This is a genomic window from Streptomyces sp. x-80 (genome assembly GCF_046549095.1).
Lineage (GTDB): Bacteria > Actinomycetota > Actinomycetes > Streptomycetales > Streptomycetaceae > Streptomyces > Streptomyces celluloflavus.
Genome location: NZ_JAJPWM010000013.1, coordinates 157,068 through 171,212 on the forward strand (window position 1 = coordinate 157,068; position 14,145 = coordinate 171,212).

The window sequence follows — 14,145 nt, forward strand, 5'->3', positions numbered from 1 at the left end:
TCCCGCGGTGTCTCCTGTGCAGCCCCTTTCCCGCCCCACGCACCGCAGGAGACCCCTATGTCCAGGTCCAGGCCCCCGTTCCGAGCCATCTCCGCCGCCGCGGCCTCCCCGGCGCCCGCCTCGGCGTCCCCGCCTTCGCATCCGGCCCGGCCGCCACGGCTGGTCCGATCGGCCCGGCCGTCCATCGTCTGCACCGGCCTCGGCTTCGCCTGGCCTGACGGTACGCCCGTACTGGACGGCTTCTCGCTCGCCGTCGGGCTTGGACGAACGGGCCTCATCGGCCTCAACGGAGCAGGGAAATCAACCCTGCTGAAGCTGATCGCAGGCGAGCTGACGCCGACCGCGGGCAGCGTCAGGACCGTCGGCGAGGTCGGCCACCTCCCGCAGCATGTCCCGCTCGACACGGAACTGCGGGTCGACCAGGTGCTCGGCATCGCCACGGCGCGCGCCGCCCTGCACGCCATCGAGGGCGGTGACACCAGCGAGGCGCAGTACACCGCCATCGGCGACGACTGGGACGTCGAGGAGCGCGCCCGCGCCACCCTCGACCAGCTCGGGCTGCCCGGTATCGACCTCGACCGCACCGTCGGCGAGGTCTCCGGCGGTGAGTCCGTACTGCTGCGGCTGGCCGCGCTGCTGCTGCGCCGGCCGGACGTACTGCTGCTGGACGAGCCCACCAACAACCTCGACCGCGCCGCCCGCCGGCGGCTGTACGCGGCGGTCGCCGACTGGGCCGGCGTGCTCGTCGTCGTCAGCCACGACCGCGAACTCCTCGAACTGGTCGACCGGATCGCCGATCTCCGCGGCGGCGACGTCCACTGGTACGGCGGCAACTTCACCGCGTACGAACAGGCGCTGGCCGTCGAACAGGACGCGGCCGAGCGGATGGTGCGGGTCGCCGAGGCCGACGTCCAACGCCAGAAACGCGAACTGTCCGCCGCCCAGGTCACCTTGGCCCGCCGGGTTCGCTACGGCAAAAAAATGAACGCCACCAAGCGCGAGCCGAAGATCGTCATGAACGAGCGCAAGAGGGAGGCCCAGGTCTCCGCGGGCAAACACCGCATCCTGCACACCGAGCGGCTGAAGGAGGCCAAGGACCGCCTTGACGAGGCCGCCGAAGCCGTGCGGGACGACGACGAGATCCGCATCGACCTGCCGCACACCGCCGTACCGCCGGGCCGGTCCGTCCTCACCCTGCGGGACCTCCGGGTCCGCCACGGCGCGCATGCCGACCTCGACGTACGCGGCCCCGAACGGATCGCCCTGACCGGCCGCAACGGTTCGGGCAAGACGACTCTGCTGCGGACCGTCGCGGGCGAGATCCCGCCGGTCGCGGGCACGGCGGAGGCGTATGTGCCGTACCGCTTCCTTCCGCAACGTCTGGCAGTGCTCGACGACGACCTCACCGTGGCCGAAAATGTCGCCCGCTTCGCCCCGGACGCCACCAACAACCGCATCCGGGCCCGGCTCGCGCGCTTCCTCTTCAAGGGAGCCCGCGCCGATCAACAGGCCGGCACCCTTTCCGGCGGCGAACGCTTCCGCGCCTCGCTCGCCGCCCTGATGCTGGCCGAACCGTCCCCCCAGCTCCTGCTGCTCGACGAGCCGACGAACAACCTCGACATGGCGTCGGTCCGCAAGCTCGTCACGGCCCTGGAGTCGTACGAGGGAGCGCTGGTCGTCGTCAGCCACGATCTGACGTTCCTGCGCGAACTCGGCATCACCCGATGGCTCGCGCTGGAGGGCGGCGAACTGACCCGTATCGAGCCGCTGTAGGCGGGCTGCCGGGGGAGCGCGGCAGGGGGGACGCGGCAGGAGGGCGCCTCGGCGGGTGCGGCGCCGCTCGGTCCCGCCCGCCGCGCCACCCCGCCGCGAACCTGTTGCCGAAACCTTCCTTCATGGGTCATGATCCTCCGCATGACCAACAGGAAGGGCGGCCACCGCCCCACCCGATGACCGCGCGGACGCCGGCCCGAAGCCCGGCTTCCGCCCCGTCCCTCCCCGAGTGCGCCCCCTGGCCGACGAGATCGCCGGGGCCGCCGACGGGTCGCCACTCTCCCCGCTCGGCCCGGCCTGAGACGCCGCCGCCCGCGACGCGCCACGCCCCGGCCGCACCGGCCCCGACAGGCCGGTCACCCGGTTCCGGGCGCACTCGGCGACAGCCCCGCGCGGCAGCACTTTGCCCTGTCGCCCCGCCTGGCGGCGTACCGCACCGCAGTCCCGTCGGCCGTACGCGCCATCGCGCCGGTATGCCCGGCCGCCCGATCGCGCGGTCGCCCGGCCGGTCGGGCGCCGGGTCGCACGGGCGACGGGGCACCCACCACCGGCTCACGGCTCACCGGAACAGGACGGCCGTCACGCCCCATGGCGGGCCGCACGGGACATCCCCCGACACGGGACATCCCATGACACGTCACCTGGCACGGCCGGCACATCCCGAGACGCGTCGCCTCGCCTCGCGCGTCCCGTGGCGCGCCGTGCCGGACGGCTCGCGGCCCGGCTGCCCGACGACCGCACGGCGAGGGCGGCGCACACCTTCTCCGGCGCTCACGGGTTCGCTCCGTACGAGACCGCTCAAGGCATCCCGTAGGGGCCCGACGGGCGAAGGCCGGGGCGGGACCTGCTGATCCACCCTGCCCCTCACCCGCACTTCGCTGCCCCGACGCCCGTGTCTGAACGGCTGTGCGTGAACGTCCGCGCCGCCATCTGGCCGCGTCAACTCGTGTGCCCATAAGGCGTGTTACGGCTCTCCGCGCTCTGTGTCCATCCGCCGGCGCGTGATCACCCCTACACCCACCCGTACATCACCCCTCTCCTGCCTGCACACCGACCCGCCGAGCCATCTGTCCACCGGCCTGCCCGCCCCTCCCGGGTGCGCCCGACCCCATGAGGTCCCAGCCATGACCACTCGTCACCCCAGCGACCCCACCGACATCGCCCGACTCCAGCGCCTGGCCGAGGCCGGCGATGCCCCGGCTGCCCTGCGTGTCCTGCGCACCGCCGACGACCTGTCCCTGCGCGACACGGCCCGGATCACCGGAAAGCTCGCCACCGCCCTGGGCTTCGACAACCTCGCCGAGGCGGCCACCGCCCTCGCCCACGATCCCGGAGATCCCCAGCACCTCTACGACTTCGGGTACGCCTGTGTGGACCGGGGCGCCGCCTTCCTCGCCATCCGGCCGCTGTACGAGGCCCTGCGGCACGTCCCCGGCTCCCCGTTGGCGCGTACCGAGCTCGTGGCCGCGCTGGAGGCGGAGAACCGGCACGCCGAAGTGGTCGACCTGCTCGAAGCGCGCACGGTGGCGCTGCGCCCCTGGCCCGACCGCTACCTCCTGGCGTTCAACGCCCTCCTGGCGGGTGACCCGGACCGGGCGGGTACCCACTTCGCGCGGCTGCCCGTCCCCGACGACGCACAGTGGCAGCCCGCCCATGCCCGCCTCCACGCCATGCTCCGCCGCACCCTGGCCCTCCGGGCGGCGGCCACCCCGCACCCCTTCGACTCCGTCGCGGCCCTCGGCGGGTGCCTCGCCCCCCACTCCACCGGCCCCACCTCCGACGCGCCACCCGCTCCCGTCCCGCTGGGCCCCGACGACCTGCGCGGCTGGCATTTCGCCCTCACCGGCGGCATCCTCACCACCCTCTCGCCCCACGGCTTCGCGAGCATGCGCGGCCGCTACGGCCTCCTCCAGGAGACTCCGGGCGGGGTGCTGCACGGACTGCACCGGCTGCGCCTGGTCCTGGCTCGGGCCGGCCTCCGCCCCCGGACGGTCTCCCTGCTCCCGGACCGTTCCAGCCGCATCCTCGGACGGGCCGCGGCCCGCCTCCTGGGCCTGCCGGCCGAGCCGTTCGACCCCGGTCGCGCCCGTACCCTCGTGGTCGCCCACCGCCTCGACGACGCCGATCCGGACACTCTCCGGCAGCTTCAGGACCGCACCCACCAACAGATCCTCTTCGAGCACGCCACCTGCTGGACCCGTCCGCCGGCCGTCAGCGCCGATATCAGCACGCTCCTCGGGCAGTTCGTCAGGGCCCCGTGGAGTGCCCGCCTCCGCTTCTCCGACGACGGCGCCGCCCAGGGCTCTCCCGACGACCGCCCCGAGCAGGTCATCGTGGACGACCTGCTCCGCGCGGACCCCACCCCCGACCCCGGTGACGGCGAGTCCCCGGCCGACCCGGACGGGGTGCTGGGCCGTTTCGTCACCACCGCCCGCGACGAGTGGCTCACCGGCCCCCGCGACCACCTCCCGTCGCCCGGCCCGGTCCACAGCCCGCGCCTGACCTGACACCGGCTCTCGCCCTCACCACCGCGCCGCGTACCGGAGCAGCCGCCGCCGTCAGTGGCCCCACGAAGCCCGACGGCGGCGGCGACCGTACGCGCAAACCGCCGGCGGCCTCATCGACGCCACTGGCGGTCGACGCCACGGGAGAGGGACGCCACGGGCGATCGACACCACCGGCACCGACCGCACCACCCTCCGCATCACCAGAAACAGGCCAGGCTCTCCGCGCACTGCGAGTGCAGCGGCGCCGGCAGCGCGTCCGGTGCGAACCACCGCAGCGCGTCGAACTTGTGCGGCTCACCGATCGTCACCTCGTCCGGCGCCACCCGTACGGCGAAGATCACCGCGACCCAGTGCGAGACAACCGGAGCACCGCGCAGCACATTGCGCACCCCGATCCGCTCGATCCCGAGCGGTCGCGCACCGTACTCCTCGCCGACCTCCCGCGCCACGGCCGCCTCGAAGGTCTCACCGAACTCCAGCGCCCCGGCGCCGCAGTCCCATGTCCCCGGTTCGTCCCGGGCCCCCGCGCTCCGTCGCGCCAACAGCACCCGCCCCGCCCCGTCGTGACACACGAACACACATGACACCCTCGGCCCCGCCACCACCGACTCCACCCTCTCCCGTGTCCCGTCCGCTCAGAAGTGCCGCAACAGCTCGCCGAAGGCCGACAGCCGCAGCACCTTCCCGTCGGCGGGGTCGAGTGCGCCGTGCTCCAGAACCCAGGTGTGCTCGTTGGGGATGAACACGGCGTTGAGACCTGCCGAACGGGCGGGCAGGATGTCCGATTTCGGCGAGTTCCCGATCATCCAGGTCGCCTCCGGTATCAATCCGTACGTCCGCGTCAGCTCCTCGTACGTGGCCATGTCCTTCTCCGCCACGATGTGCACGCCCCGGAAGTGCCGGGTGAGTCCCGAGGCCGCCACCTTCCGCTCCTGCTCCTGGGCGTCGCCCTTGGTGAGCAGGAGCAGTTCGTGCCGCCGCGCCAACTCCGCCAGCGTCTCGGCCACCCCGGGAATCAGCTCCACCCGGTCCACGTCGAACGCCGCCGCCCACCCCGAGATCCGCGCGCTTTCTTCGGGCGTCGCAGCCCGCCCCCGCAGCCGCGCCACGCACTCCCCGAGACTGCGCAGAAACACCTTGCTGCCGTACCCGTGGGTCACGGCGTTCGCCGCTTCGATGCCGTCCAGCACGGCCCGGACCCCGTCCCGGTCGAGGCCCGGCCGCGCCATCCACGCCAGAAACTCGTCGATGACCCGCTCGAAGATCACGTTGTTCTCCCACAACGTGTCATCCGCATCAAAGATCAACACCCGCCGCGCACCCCTTTCACACTCCACCGACCCGCGCACCCTACGCACGGTCCGCACGCGGACGCACCGCAAATTACGGGAGCGCTCGCGAGGGGGCGCACGCCGGTCAGGTTCGCCCGGCCGGGCCCGCCCTGCCCACGCGGGACAGTCCCGCCCGCCCGATCGGCCCCGCCGAGCGCACCCGCCCCGTCGGTCCCGCCCCGCGCCTCCCGCGCCCCCGCGCCTCATGACGCCGCCCGCCGCGTCGCGGCCGCCCCGTACACGATCCCGAGGGCCACGACGACGGCGCCGAGCAGTACGGCGGGTGGCAGGCCGGCCGGCTGTCCGTCCGGCCCCCGGACGGCGCCCATGAAGTCAAGTGGTGTGATGCCGTTGACCGTGCCGTACCACAGCGGCAGGTAGACCGCCTGGAAGAGCCGGTGCGTACGGCTCAGGGTGCCCAGCACCAGGGCGAACGACGGGATGAACAGCGCGCCGCACAGCCAGTGCAGCAGCCCGGGGAAGTCGGAGCCCGTCAGCATGCGCAGCGCCGGCCCGATACCGCTCACCGCGGTGAGCAGGAATCCCGCGCCCCACTCCGCGGCGATCCGGCGCCGTGCCGCGGGGTAGGCACCGAGGACCGCCTCGACACCGGCCTCATGGCGCTGGGTGCCGAGCCGGGACCACAGCAGTACGGGCCAGATCCAGGCCAGCGGAAGCAGGACCCGGCTCGCACCGGTCGCCGGCGTGGCCATCTGGGCGACCACGGTGAGCACCAGGACCCCGGCCCACCACCACCGCGGGGTGCCCTGGACCAGGATGCGCACCTCGCCGGCCAGCAGCCGCAGCGCCGGGCTGCCCGGCCGGACCGGAGCGCACGGGACGCCCTGGAAGGCGGCCGGCCCCGCCGCCGGGACGGCCGCCGCATGCGCACCGGGGTACGCGTCCTGCGCGCGGCCGGTGCCCTCGGCCCCGGACGGCTGCCCGGCGGAGCGCGCGGGGTCGAACCTCGGGAACCACAGGGCGGGGAGCACCACCAGCGCCAGGGCGAGCAGCACCAGCACCAGCCTGCTGACGAGGAACTCCGGTGACGGATCGAAACCGGCCCAGTCGAAGGTGCGCAGCGGTTCGTCCACGAAGGTCAGGCCCAGGCTGAACTCGCCGCCCCGGTGCGGGTCGATGCCCTGCGCCGCCATAGCCGCAGCGAGGGACCGCACCACGCTGTGGACGCCGATACCGCCGAGCGGCGCCCGGGGCGACTGTCCGCCGATCGCGACGACGGACCAGAGGAAGAACCACACAATGTTGCCAAATCCCGTGCGGAGCACCGGAACGGTCTCGAAGAGCAGGGCCGCCGCGGCGGTGAGCGCCATCAGCGGCAGCGCGATCAGCACGAACGGCGACAGCAGCCGGACCGGATCGACGGCCATGTCCTCCCCGCGCGCCAGCTGCATGACCACGGCGGTCACCGCGAGGACCCCCAGCATCGAGGCGAGGACCAGGACACTGCTGAGGAACTTCGCGACCAGATAGGCGGAGGTACGCAGCGGTGTCGCCGCGAGGAGCCGGCCGACGCCGGTGCTCGCGTCCCGCGAGAGGGCGTTGCGGACCACGTAGAACCCGGCGAGCGAGAGCCAGATCGCACCGGCCAGGGCGACGATCATGCCGATATAGGCGCTGTTGTAGGTGCCGCGGTAGCTGCCCACCTGCACGACGACCCAGTTGGCCGACGAGGCCGGGGTGGCGAGGTACCCGAGGGCGACGGCGGCGATGAGGATCGCCGCACAGGCCGGGCGCCGCACCCGGTCCCGGAAGTCGGCGACGGCGAGCCGGACGAGCATCGGCACCATCACGCCCGCCCGTCGCGCCGGGTGGCGGTGCACGCCGGCCGGGCCGGGACCCGGTTCACGATGGCCAGGTACGCGTCCTCCAGATCGGGCGGCACCTGCTGCGCGGTCGCGTACGGCGGGGCATCGGCCAGCAGCCGCACCCGTACCCCGCCGGAGGTGTGCGCCAGCCGGCTGACCAGGTTCCGCTGCCGGATCGACGGGATGTCGGCCGGGTCCGCCAGGATTTCCCACACCCGCCCCTCGACCGCCGCGAGCAGCTCGTCCGGCGCCCCGCGGCTCCGGAGCCGTCCCTGGGCGACCACCGCGATGTCCGAGGCCACCGACTCCACGTCGGAGACGATGTGCGTGGAGAGCATGACCACCCGGTCCGCGGCGAGATCGCTCAGCAGGTTGCGGAAACGCACCCGTTCCTCGGGGTCGAGACCGGCCGTGGGCTCGTCCACGATGATCACCTGAGGGTCGGCGAGCAGGGCCTGGGCGATGCCGACCCGGCGCAGCATGCCGCCGGAGTATGTGCCCAGCGGCCGCTTGACCGCCTCGGTGAGATTGACCAGCACCAGCAGTTCGTCGATCCGGGCGCGCGCGGAGCGGGCCGAGAGCCCCTTCGCCGCCGCGAGATAGGCGAGGAACTCCCGCGAGGTGAGGTTCGGGTAGACCCCGAAGTCCTGCGGAAGATAGCCCAGCGCCCGGCGGAGTACGCCCGGTTCGGCCACCACGTCCGTCCCCCGGAACAGGACCCGGCCGCCGGTCGGGCGGGTGACGGTCGCGGCGATCCGCAGCAGGGAGGACTTCCCGGCGCCGTTCGGACCGAGCAGCCCGAGCAGCCCGGTGTCCAGCCGCATGGTCATGCCGTCCACGGCACGCTTGCCGCCGCGGTAGACCTTGGTGACGTCGATGAGTTCCAGCACGGTGCCCGCCCTCACGCGCCGAAGGCGCGGCCGGCGGTCCGCGACGCGGGTGCCGCGGCCCCGGTGCCGTCCGGGCCCGTGGGAAGGCCGTGCGCCCGGACGTTTGGCGCCCCGCCCGCGGACGGGTGGTTACGCGCCCCGGGTTTCGCGCTCCCGGCGTCGGCGCACCCCGCGACGGCGGCCGGTGCGGCCGGTGCGGCCCGTGAGAGCGGCGCGGCCGGTGCGGCGAGGGCGGCGGCGGCCCTCAGGCCCTTGGTGGCCGTACGACGGAACACATCTACCTCCGGAGGTCTTGGCAGGACGCTCCCAGGTTCGTCGTCGGGGACCCCCGGCACATCTGCCGTTCGGCAGAGATCCGGGACGGCGGCGCCGGCCCACGGCCACGGCGTACGGCGGGCGGGGCAGCCACCGGGCCGTTGGCCGTCCGGTGGGTCACGCCAACTCCCGGAAACGCAAAAAAACCGGATCAACTGGGGTTCTCGCCGGTGGCCGAGGGGGAACGTGAACCCCTCGTAGGGGTACCGGTCAATTTCATCTCGTCCGGCTGGAACGAGATGCGATGGACTGCGGTGTTGCCCCCCACGGTCCCCACGGTCCGAATGGGATCTCGCCGTGCCTCAGACCTCGGCGGAAGGCCATTACGCGCGTGCTGCGATGCGCCATCATGACGACGCGATCCATCTCCACGACGACGGCCGACTGCCCCACGCAGACCATCACTTCGGCTTCGCCGCGGAGTGCGCTCTGAAGAGTGTGATCCTTCGGTATACCCAGGTGTCGATGAATCCGACCAGGCCGGGCAAGCCTCCGAGCGTGAAGCCCTGGGCTCCCGACGCGGCGGGTGAGCCCAAGCACTTCGGCCACCTTCCGGACCTGTGGTCCGAACCACCTCATGGACGGGGTCGAGCAGGTCAGCCCGCGTAGCTTCCCCAACGCTCTGAGGATGGCGGTCAACGAGACGCGTAGCGACTACGCGGCGCACCCGTACGCCATCCACCACGAGGGGATCCGACGCGGCGTGCAGTCCGCATCGCGTACGCGCGTCGGTGAAATCCGAGAGGACATGCCGTGGGTGCACACCGCCATCGCTCCCTTGAACGGTCAGCGGATTCCGATCGACCAGGATCTCTTGCTGGGGCGGTGGGCCGAGGCCGACCTGACCGTGCGGCTCCGGCGCGAGTCGGTACGCGCCAGTGCCTCAGACAATGCTGAGGAAGTACGGACAGGCCCCCGATACCCGGACGATTACCTGCGCCTGATCGACGAGCTGATCGCCCTCGGTGTGATGCGGCGGCGCAAGGACGACCGGATCGACCTGCCGGACGTGTACCGGATTGCGTTCTCCATCGGGCGCAAGGGAGGCGTACCGAAGGTGCAGTCCGGAAACCGTCTCGCCTCGCTCTGTCTCCCTACCCTGGCTCCGCTGACCAGCGGTAGGGGCTCGGCAAGGCGCGCGGGGCGGGCCCGTGCCGTATACCGAGGGAGAGCTGGGGAGGTTCGACGTTTCCCTGGTCTGACCAGGAGATTCGCTCGGCTGTTGGTCACGCCACAGCCGGAGAAACAGAAAAACCCCAGGTGAACTGGGGTCTCTGCTGGGCTGGTGCTGGTGTCCGAGGGGGGACTTGAACCCCCACGCCCGATAAAGGGCACTAGCACCTCAAGCTAGCGCGTCTGCCATTCCGCCACCCGGACAAGGTGTCTGCCGGGGCGGCTGGGCCGTTCCGACGTGGAAAACAATAGCAAACGTTCGGGGGTGGTCGATCACCCGTACATGTGACCGGGCGGACGGCTGTGACCTGCGGATGTCGGGAGTATTGCGGCCTTGGGCGCAGCGGCCGCGAGGTGGAGGATGGCGGTGGACCCCCGCCGCGGACCGCGCTCCTCGGGGGAGCGCGACGCGGCCGTGAACCAAGAGGAGGCAGTGTGAGCGAGTCGCAGCCGGCCCGTACGGTCACCGGCGAGGACGAGGTCGTCGACCTGTGCCGGGACCTGATCAGGATCGATACCAGCAACTACGGCGACCACTCGGGCCCGGGAGAGCGGGCGGCGGCCGAATACGTCGCGGAGAAGCTCGCCGAGGTCGGGCTGGAGCCGCAGATCTTCGAGTCCGCCAAGGGCCGTGCCTCGACGGTGGCCCGGATCGAGGGGGAGGACAGCTCCCGGCCCGCGCTGCTGATCCACGGGCACACCGACGTCGTACCGGCCAACGCCGCGGACTGGACCCACGACCCCTTCTCTGGCGAGATCGCCGACGGCTGTGTGTGGGGCCGCGGCGCGGTCGACATGAAGGACATGGACGCGATGACGCTGGCGGTCGTCCGCGACCGGCTGCGGTCCGGCCGCAAGCCGCCGCGCGACATCGTGCTGGCCTTCCTCGCGGACGAGGAGGCGGGCGGCACCTACGGCGCGCGCTATCTCGTCGACAAGCACCCGGGGCTCTTCGAGGGCGTGACGGAGGCGATCAGCGAGGTCGGCGGTTTCTCCTTCACCGTCAACGAGAACCTGCGGCTCTATCTCATCGAGACGGCGCAGAAGGGCATGCACTGGATGAAGCTGACCGTGGACGGCTCCGCCGGACACGGTTCGATGATCCACAAGGACAACGCCATCACCGAACTCTCCGAGGCCGTCGGACGGTTGGGGCGGCACGAGTTCCCGGTGCGGGTGACCAAGACGCTGCGGGCCTTCCTCGACGAACTGGGGGACGCGCTGGGCACCGAGCTCGACCCGGAGAACATGGACGCCACGCTGGCCAAGCTCGGCGGCATCGCCAAGCTGATCGGCGCCTCGCTCAGGAACACCGCCAACCCGACGCAGCTGGGCGCCGGCTACAAGGTCAACGTCATCCCGGGCCAGGCCACCGCGCACGTCGACGGCCGCTTCCTGCCCGGCTACGAGGAGGAGTTCCTGGCCGACCTGGACCGGATCCTGGGCCCGCGGGTCAAGCGCGAGGACGTGCACGCGGACAAGGCGCTGGAGACCACCTTCGACGGCGCCCTGGTGGACGCGATGCAGTCGGCGCTGCTGGCCGAGGACCCGATCGCGCGCGCCGTGCCGTACATGCTCTCGGCCGGTACGGACGCCAAGTCCTTCGACGACCTCGGAATCCGCGGATTCGGGTTCGCACCGCTGAAGCTGCCGCCGGAGCTGGACTTCGCCGGCATGTTCCACGGTGTGGACGAGCGGGTTCCGGTGGACGGGCTGAAGTTCGGTGTCCGCGTCCTGGACCGGTTCATCGACCAGAGCTGAAACGCGGAGCCGCGACGTCAGAGTGGGATTCCGGGAACTGAAACCTCGAAGGCGAAGCCTGTGCGGATTACCTGCCATCTGTACGGACTTAGCTGAAAAGAGTGAATGCCACCATCGGTTCGTAGCTTCAATGGCCCGTTTCTCGTTGCAGTGTGTGCGATCCGCGGCTGGGGTCGCGTTGCCCACAAGGAGGAACAATGATCAAGAAGATCGTCGCTGCCGCGGCGGTTTCCGGTGGTCTCGTGCTCGCCGGCGCGGGCCTGGCCGTTGCCGACTCCGGTGCCCAGGGTGCTGCGGTGCAGTCCCCGGGTGTGGTGTCCGGCAATGACATCCAGGTGCCGGTGCACGTACCGCTGAATGTCTGCGGCAATACGATCTCGCTGATCGGACTGTTGAATCCCGCCTTCGGCAACACCTGTATCACCACGTGACGTTGTACCCGTAAGGGTCTGTTCCCGGTCGGCTCCGGAGCGCATCACCTGCGTTCCGGAGCCGCTGGGTATTTCGGCGGGCGGGTGGATCGCCACTCGCCCGCATTCCTGAAGGCACAAGGCAGGGGAACCAACCTATGAGACAGGTCGCGCGAAAGGGCCTGATCACTATTGCGGCCGCGGGCGGTGTAATCGCCGTCACCGGTGGCTACGCGTTCGCGGATGCGGGAGCCCAGGGGCTCTCGGCGCATTCACCCGGGGTGGTGGCCGGCAACACGATCCAACTGCCGGTCGACGTACCGGTGAACGCATGCGGCAACACCATCGACGTCGTCGGACTGCTCAACCCGGCGTTCGGCAACCACTGCGCCCATGCGTCCCATGGCGGGCGGCACGGCTCGCACGACGGCGGCGGCCGGAACCGGGAGACCTCCGGCCGGCACCACGGCGCCGAAGCGCACGGATCGGCCGTGCACTCGCCCGGCGTCGGCTCGGGCAACACCGCGCAGGTACCGGTCGACGTACCGGTCAACGCCTGCGGTAACACCGTCGACGTCGTCGGGCTGCTCAACCCCGCCTTCGGCAACGAGTGCGACCATGTGTCGCCGACGAGCCCGGAGTATCCGCGGCATCCGGAGCACCCGGAGCACCCGGACAAGCCGACTCCGCGGATCCCGTCGCACCCGCGGACTCCGGAGCACCCGCAGAACCCGTCGCACCCGCGGACCCCGGAGCACCCGCGGACCCCGGAGCGCCCGGGGCACCCGAGGAGCCCGGAGCACCCGCAGAGCCCGCGGACTCCGGGGAACCGGGTCACGCCGGACACCCCGGCGAAGCGGACGCCTACCGTGAACGAGCCGCACTCGCAGATCGTGTCGACGCCCGCGCCCGTCAAGCAGCTCGCGCACACCGGCGCCGGCACGATCGGCTACGCGGTACCGGCGAGCGCCGGGCTGCTGCTCGGTGGCGCGCTGCTCTACCGCCGGGCGCGCACCGCGCGCAGGTGAGCCGGGCCGACCGGACCGGCACTCGCCGGCCGGGCCGGCACTGAAGGGAGCGGGCCCCGCACGGACGGGGCCCGCTCTGCTGTGTGCTCACCCGCCGTGTGCACACCGTCGCCGTGCTCACCCGGCGACGGCGCTCACCAGGTGGCGCGCAGCTGTCGGATGATCCGGCGGCGCAGCCGCGCCTTGCGGCTCCCGTCGGGGTTGAGGCGAAGTCGGTCCAACTCCCAGTGTCCGTACTCGGCATGGTCGGTCAGCAGGCGTGTGGCGGCCTTGCGGGAGACCCCCCGTGGCACATACACATCGCAGAATTCGTATTCCGGCATCGCATCTATTGTGCGGGACCGGCCCCGGTACGGATAGCGTCTGCACTATGTCTGATGCTGCGCAGCCTTCCGCTGCCGAGGTACGTGCCGCCGCCGAGGCGGTCAAAGCCGCGCTGGACCGTCACCTCGACGCGGTGGAACGCCGCTCGGGGCAGGATGATCCGGCCGTGTACGCCGCCTTCGACGAGCTCGCCGCGGCGGCGGAGGTCTACGACGAGCTGCTGTACGACACCTACGACGAGGTCACTCCGTTCGAGATCCCCGGGAGCGACACGCTGCCGGCCTATGCGGGCCCGGAGGAGCCGAGCGCGCTGAGCGTGCTCATCCGGCGCGACTACACGGTCGCCGAGCCCCCGCGTCTGCTGCATCAGGCGCAGCGCATCGCCGATCTCGATCCGGACGCCGCCGACGCCGCGGCGCGGGACGGCGCGGACGGCGCCGGTATGGCGGCCGGGGTGGTCGGCAGCAGCGTGCACGCGGCGCTGGGCGTGCTGTTCGGGGAGTTCGAACCGGACGAGATCGCCTCCCGGCACAAGGAGTTCGGCCTGGAGGAGGGCGATTCCACGCTGTGGGTCACGGCCGCCGACGAACCGGCCGAGCCGGGGGAGTGGCTGTCCACGCCGTTCGACCAGGCCGATCCCCAGCGTGTGGTGTGCCGCTTCGACGTCAGCTCGGTCTTCGACGAGGAACCGGGCGAGGAGGACGACGACCCGCTGGAGGCACTCGACCGGGAACGGTGAGCGCGGGACGGCGCGCGTGCCCCCTGGGGACGTACGCGTACGCCGTCGTCATCCGCCGCCTCGCATAT

The 14,145-nt window shown here is 71.9% G+C and carries 12 protein-coding genes and 1 tRNA gene; 7 read left to right on the top strand and 6 right to left on the bottom strand.

All coding sequences use genetic code 11. The annotated features are described in order from the left end of the window. The first annotated feature begins 57 nt into the window (after positions 1 to 57). A complete protein-coding gene (locus ACLJWH_RS25810) occupies positions 58 to 1,773 on the top strand; it encodes an ABC-F family ATP-binding cassette domain-containing protein (RefSeq protein WP_411144133.1) in 1,716 nt (571 codons plus the stop codon). Positions 1,774 to 2,897: 1,124 nt separating this feature from the next. Further along, entirely contained in the window at positions 2,898 to 4,280 is a 1,383-nt protein-coding gene (locus tag ACLJWH_RS25815) for a tetratricopeptide repeat protein (RefSeq protein ID WP_411144134.1), read from the top strand. 197 nt (positions 4,281 to 4,477) lie between these two features. Here the strand turns inward: ACLJWH_RS25815 and ACLJWH_RS25820 are convergent, their stop codons facing one another. From ACLJWH_RS25820 to ACLJWH_RS25835, 4 genes are all read right to left on the bottom strand, one after another. After that, positions 4,478 to 4,858, bottom strand: a complete 381-nt coding sequence (locus ACLJWH_RS25820; RefSeq protein ID WP_411144135.1) for an NUDIX hydrolase — start codon at positions 4,856 to 4,858, stop codon at positions 4,478 to 4,480. Positions 4,859 to 4,915: 57 nt separating this feature from the next. Beyond that, positions 4,916 to 5,590 carry an HAD family hydrolase gene (locus ACLJWH_RS25825; protein ID WP_411144136.1) on the bottom strand — a complete coding sequence of 225 codons (675 nt, stop codon included), beginning with the start codon at positions 5,588 to 5,590 and terminating at the stop codon, positions 4,916 to 4,918. Positions 5,591 to 5,814: 224 nt separating this feature from the next. After that, entirely contained in the window at positions 5,815 to 7,419 is a 1,605-nt protein-coding gene (locus ACLJWH_RS25830) for a hypothetical protein (RefSeq protein WP_411144137.1), read from the bottom strand. Next, positions 7,419 to 8,327, bottom strand: coding sequence for an ATP-binding cassette domain-containing protein (locus ACLJWH_RS25835; RefSeq protein ID WP_411144240.1), 909 nt, complete (start codon positions 8,325 to 8,327; stop codon positions 7,419 to 7,421). The genes ACLJWH_RS25830 and ACLJWH_RS25835 overlap by 1 nt, the downstream gene beginning before the upstream one ends. Positions 8,328 to 9,270: 943 nt before the next feature. Here ACLJWH_RS25835 and ACLJWH_RS25840 point away from each other — a divergent pair. Next, the gene (locus ACLJWH_RS25840) at positions 9,271 to 9,906 is read left to right on the top strand and encodes a hypothetical protein (protein ID WP_411144138.1); all 636 of its coding nucleotides are present in this window, start codon (positions 9,271 to 9,273) and stop codon (positions 9,904 to 9,906) included. Between the two features lie 25 nt (positions 9,907 to 9,931). On the opposite strand, the gene ACLJWH_RS25845 is transcribed toward ACLJWH_RS25840, so the two are convergent. After that, positions 9,932 to 10,019, bottom strand: a tRNA-Leu gene (locus tag ACLJWH_RS25845). Between the two features lie 231 nt (positions 10,020 to 10,250). Between ACLJWH_RS25845 and ACLJWH_RS25850 the strand changes: the two genes are divergently transcribed. The 3 genes from ACLJWH_RS25850 to ACLJWH_RS25860 all read left to right on the top strand — a co-directional run bounded on the left by ACLJWH_RS25850 (position 10,251) and on the right by ACLJWH_RS25860 (position 13,014). Further along, positions 10,251 to 11,576, top strand: a complete 1,326-nt coding sequence (locus ACLJWH_RS25850) for a M20/M25/M40 family metallo-hydrolase (RefSeq protein ID WP_411144139.1) — start codon at positions 10,251 to 10,253, stop codon at positions 11,574 to 11,576. Between the two features lie 197 nt (positions 11,577 to 11,773). After that, a complete protein-coding gene (locus ACLJWH_RS25855; protein WP_411144140.1) occupies positions 11,774 to 12,007 on the top strand; it encodes a chaplin in 234 nt (77 codons plus the stop codon). 137 nt (positions 12,008 to 12,144) lie between these two features. Next, positions 12,145 to 13,014, top strand: a complete 870-nt coding sequence (locus ACLJWH_RS25860; protein WP_411144141.1) for a chaplin family protein — start codon at positions 12,145 to 12,147, stop codon at positions 13,012 to 13,014. Between the two features lie 134 nt (positions 13,015 to 13,148). On the opposite strand, the gene ACLJWH_RS25865 is transcribed toward ACLJWH_RS25860, so the two are convergent. Next, positions 13,149 to 13,337 carry a DUF5703 family protein gene (locus tag ACLJWH_RS25865; RefSeq protein ID WP_411144142.1) on the bottom strand — a complete coding sequence of 63 codons (189 nt, stop codon included), beginning with the start codon at positions 13,335 to 13,337 and terminating at the stop codon, positions 13,149 to 13,151. A gap of 47 nt (positions 13,338 to 13,384) precedes the next feature. On the opposite strand from ACLJWH_RS25865, the gene ACLJWH_RS25870 reads away from it, so the two are divergent. Then, a complete protein-coding gene (locus ACLJWH_RS25870; RefSeq protein ID WP_411144143.1) occupies positions 13,385 to 14,077 on the top strand; it encodes a hypothetical protein in 693 nt (230 codons plus the stop codon). Positions 14,078 to 14,145: the final 68 nt, after the last annotated feature.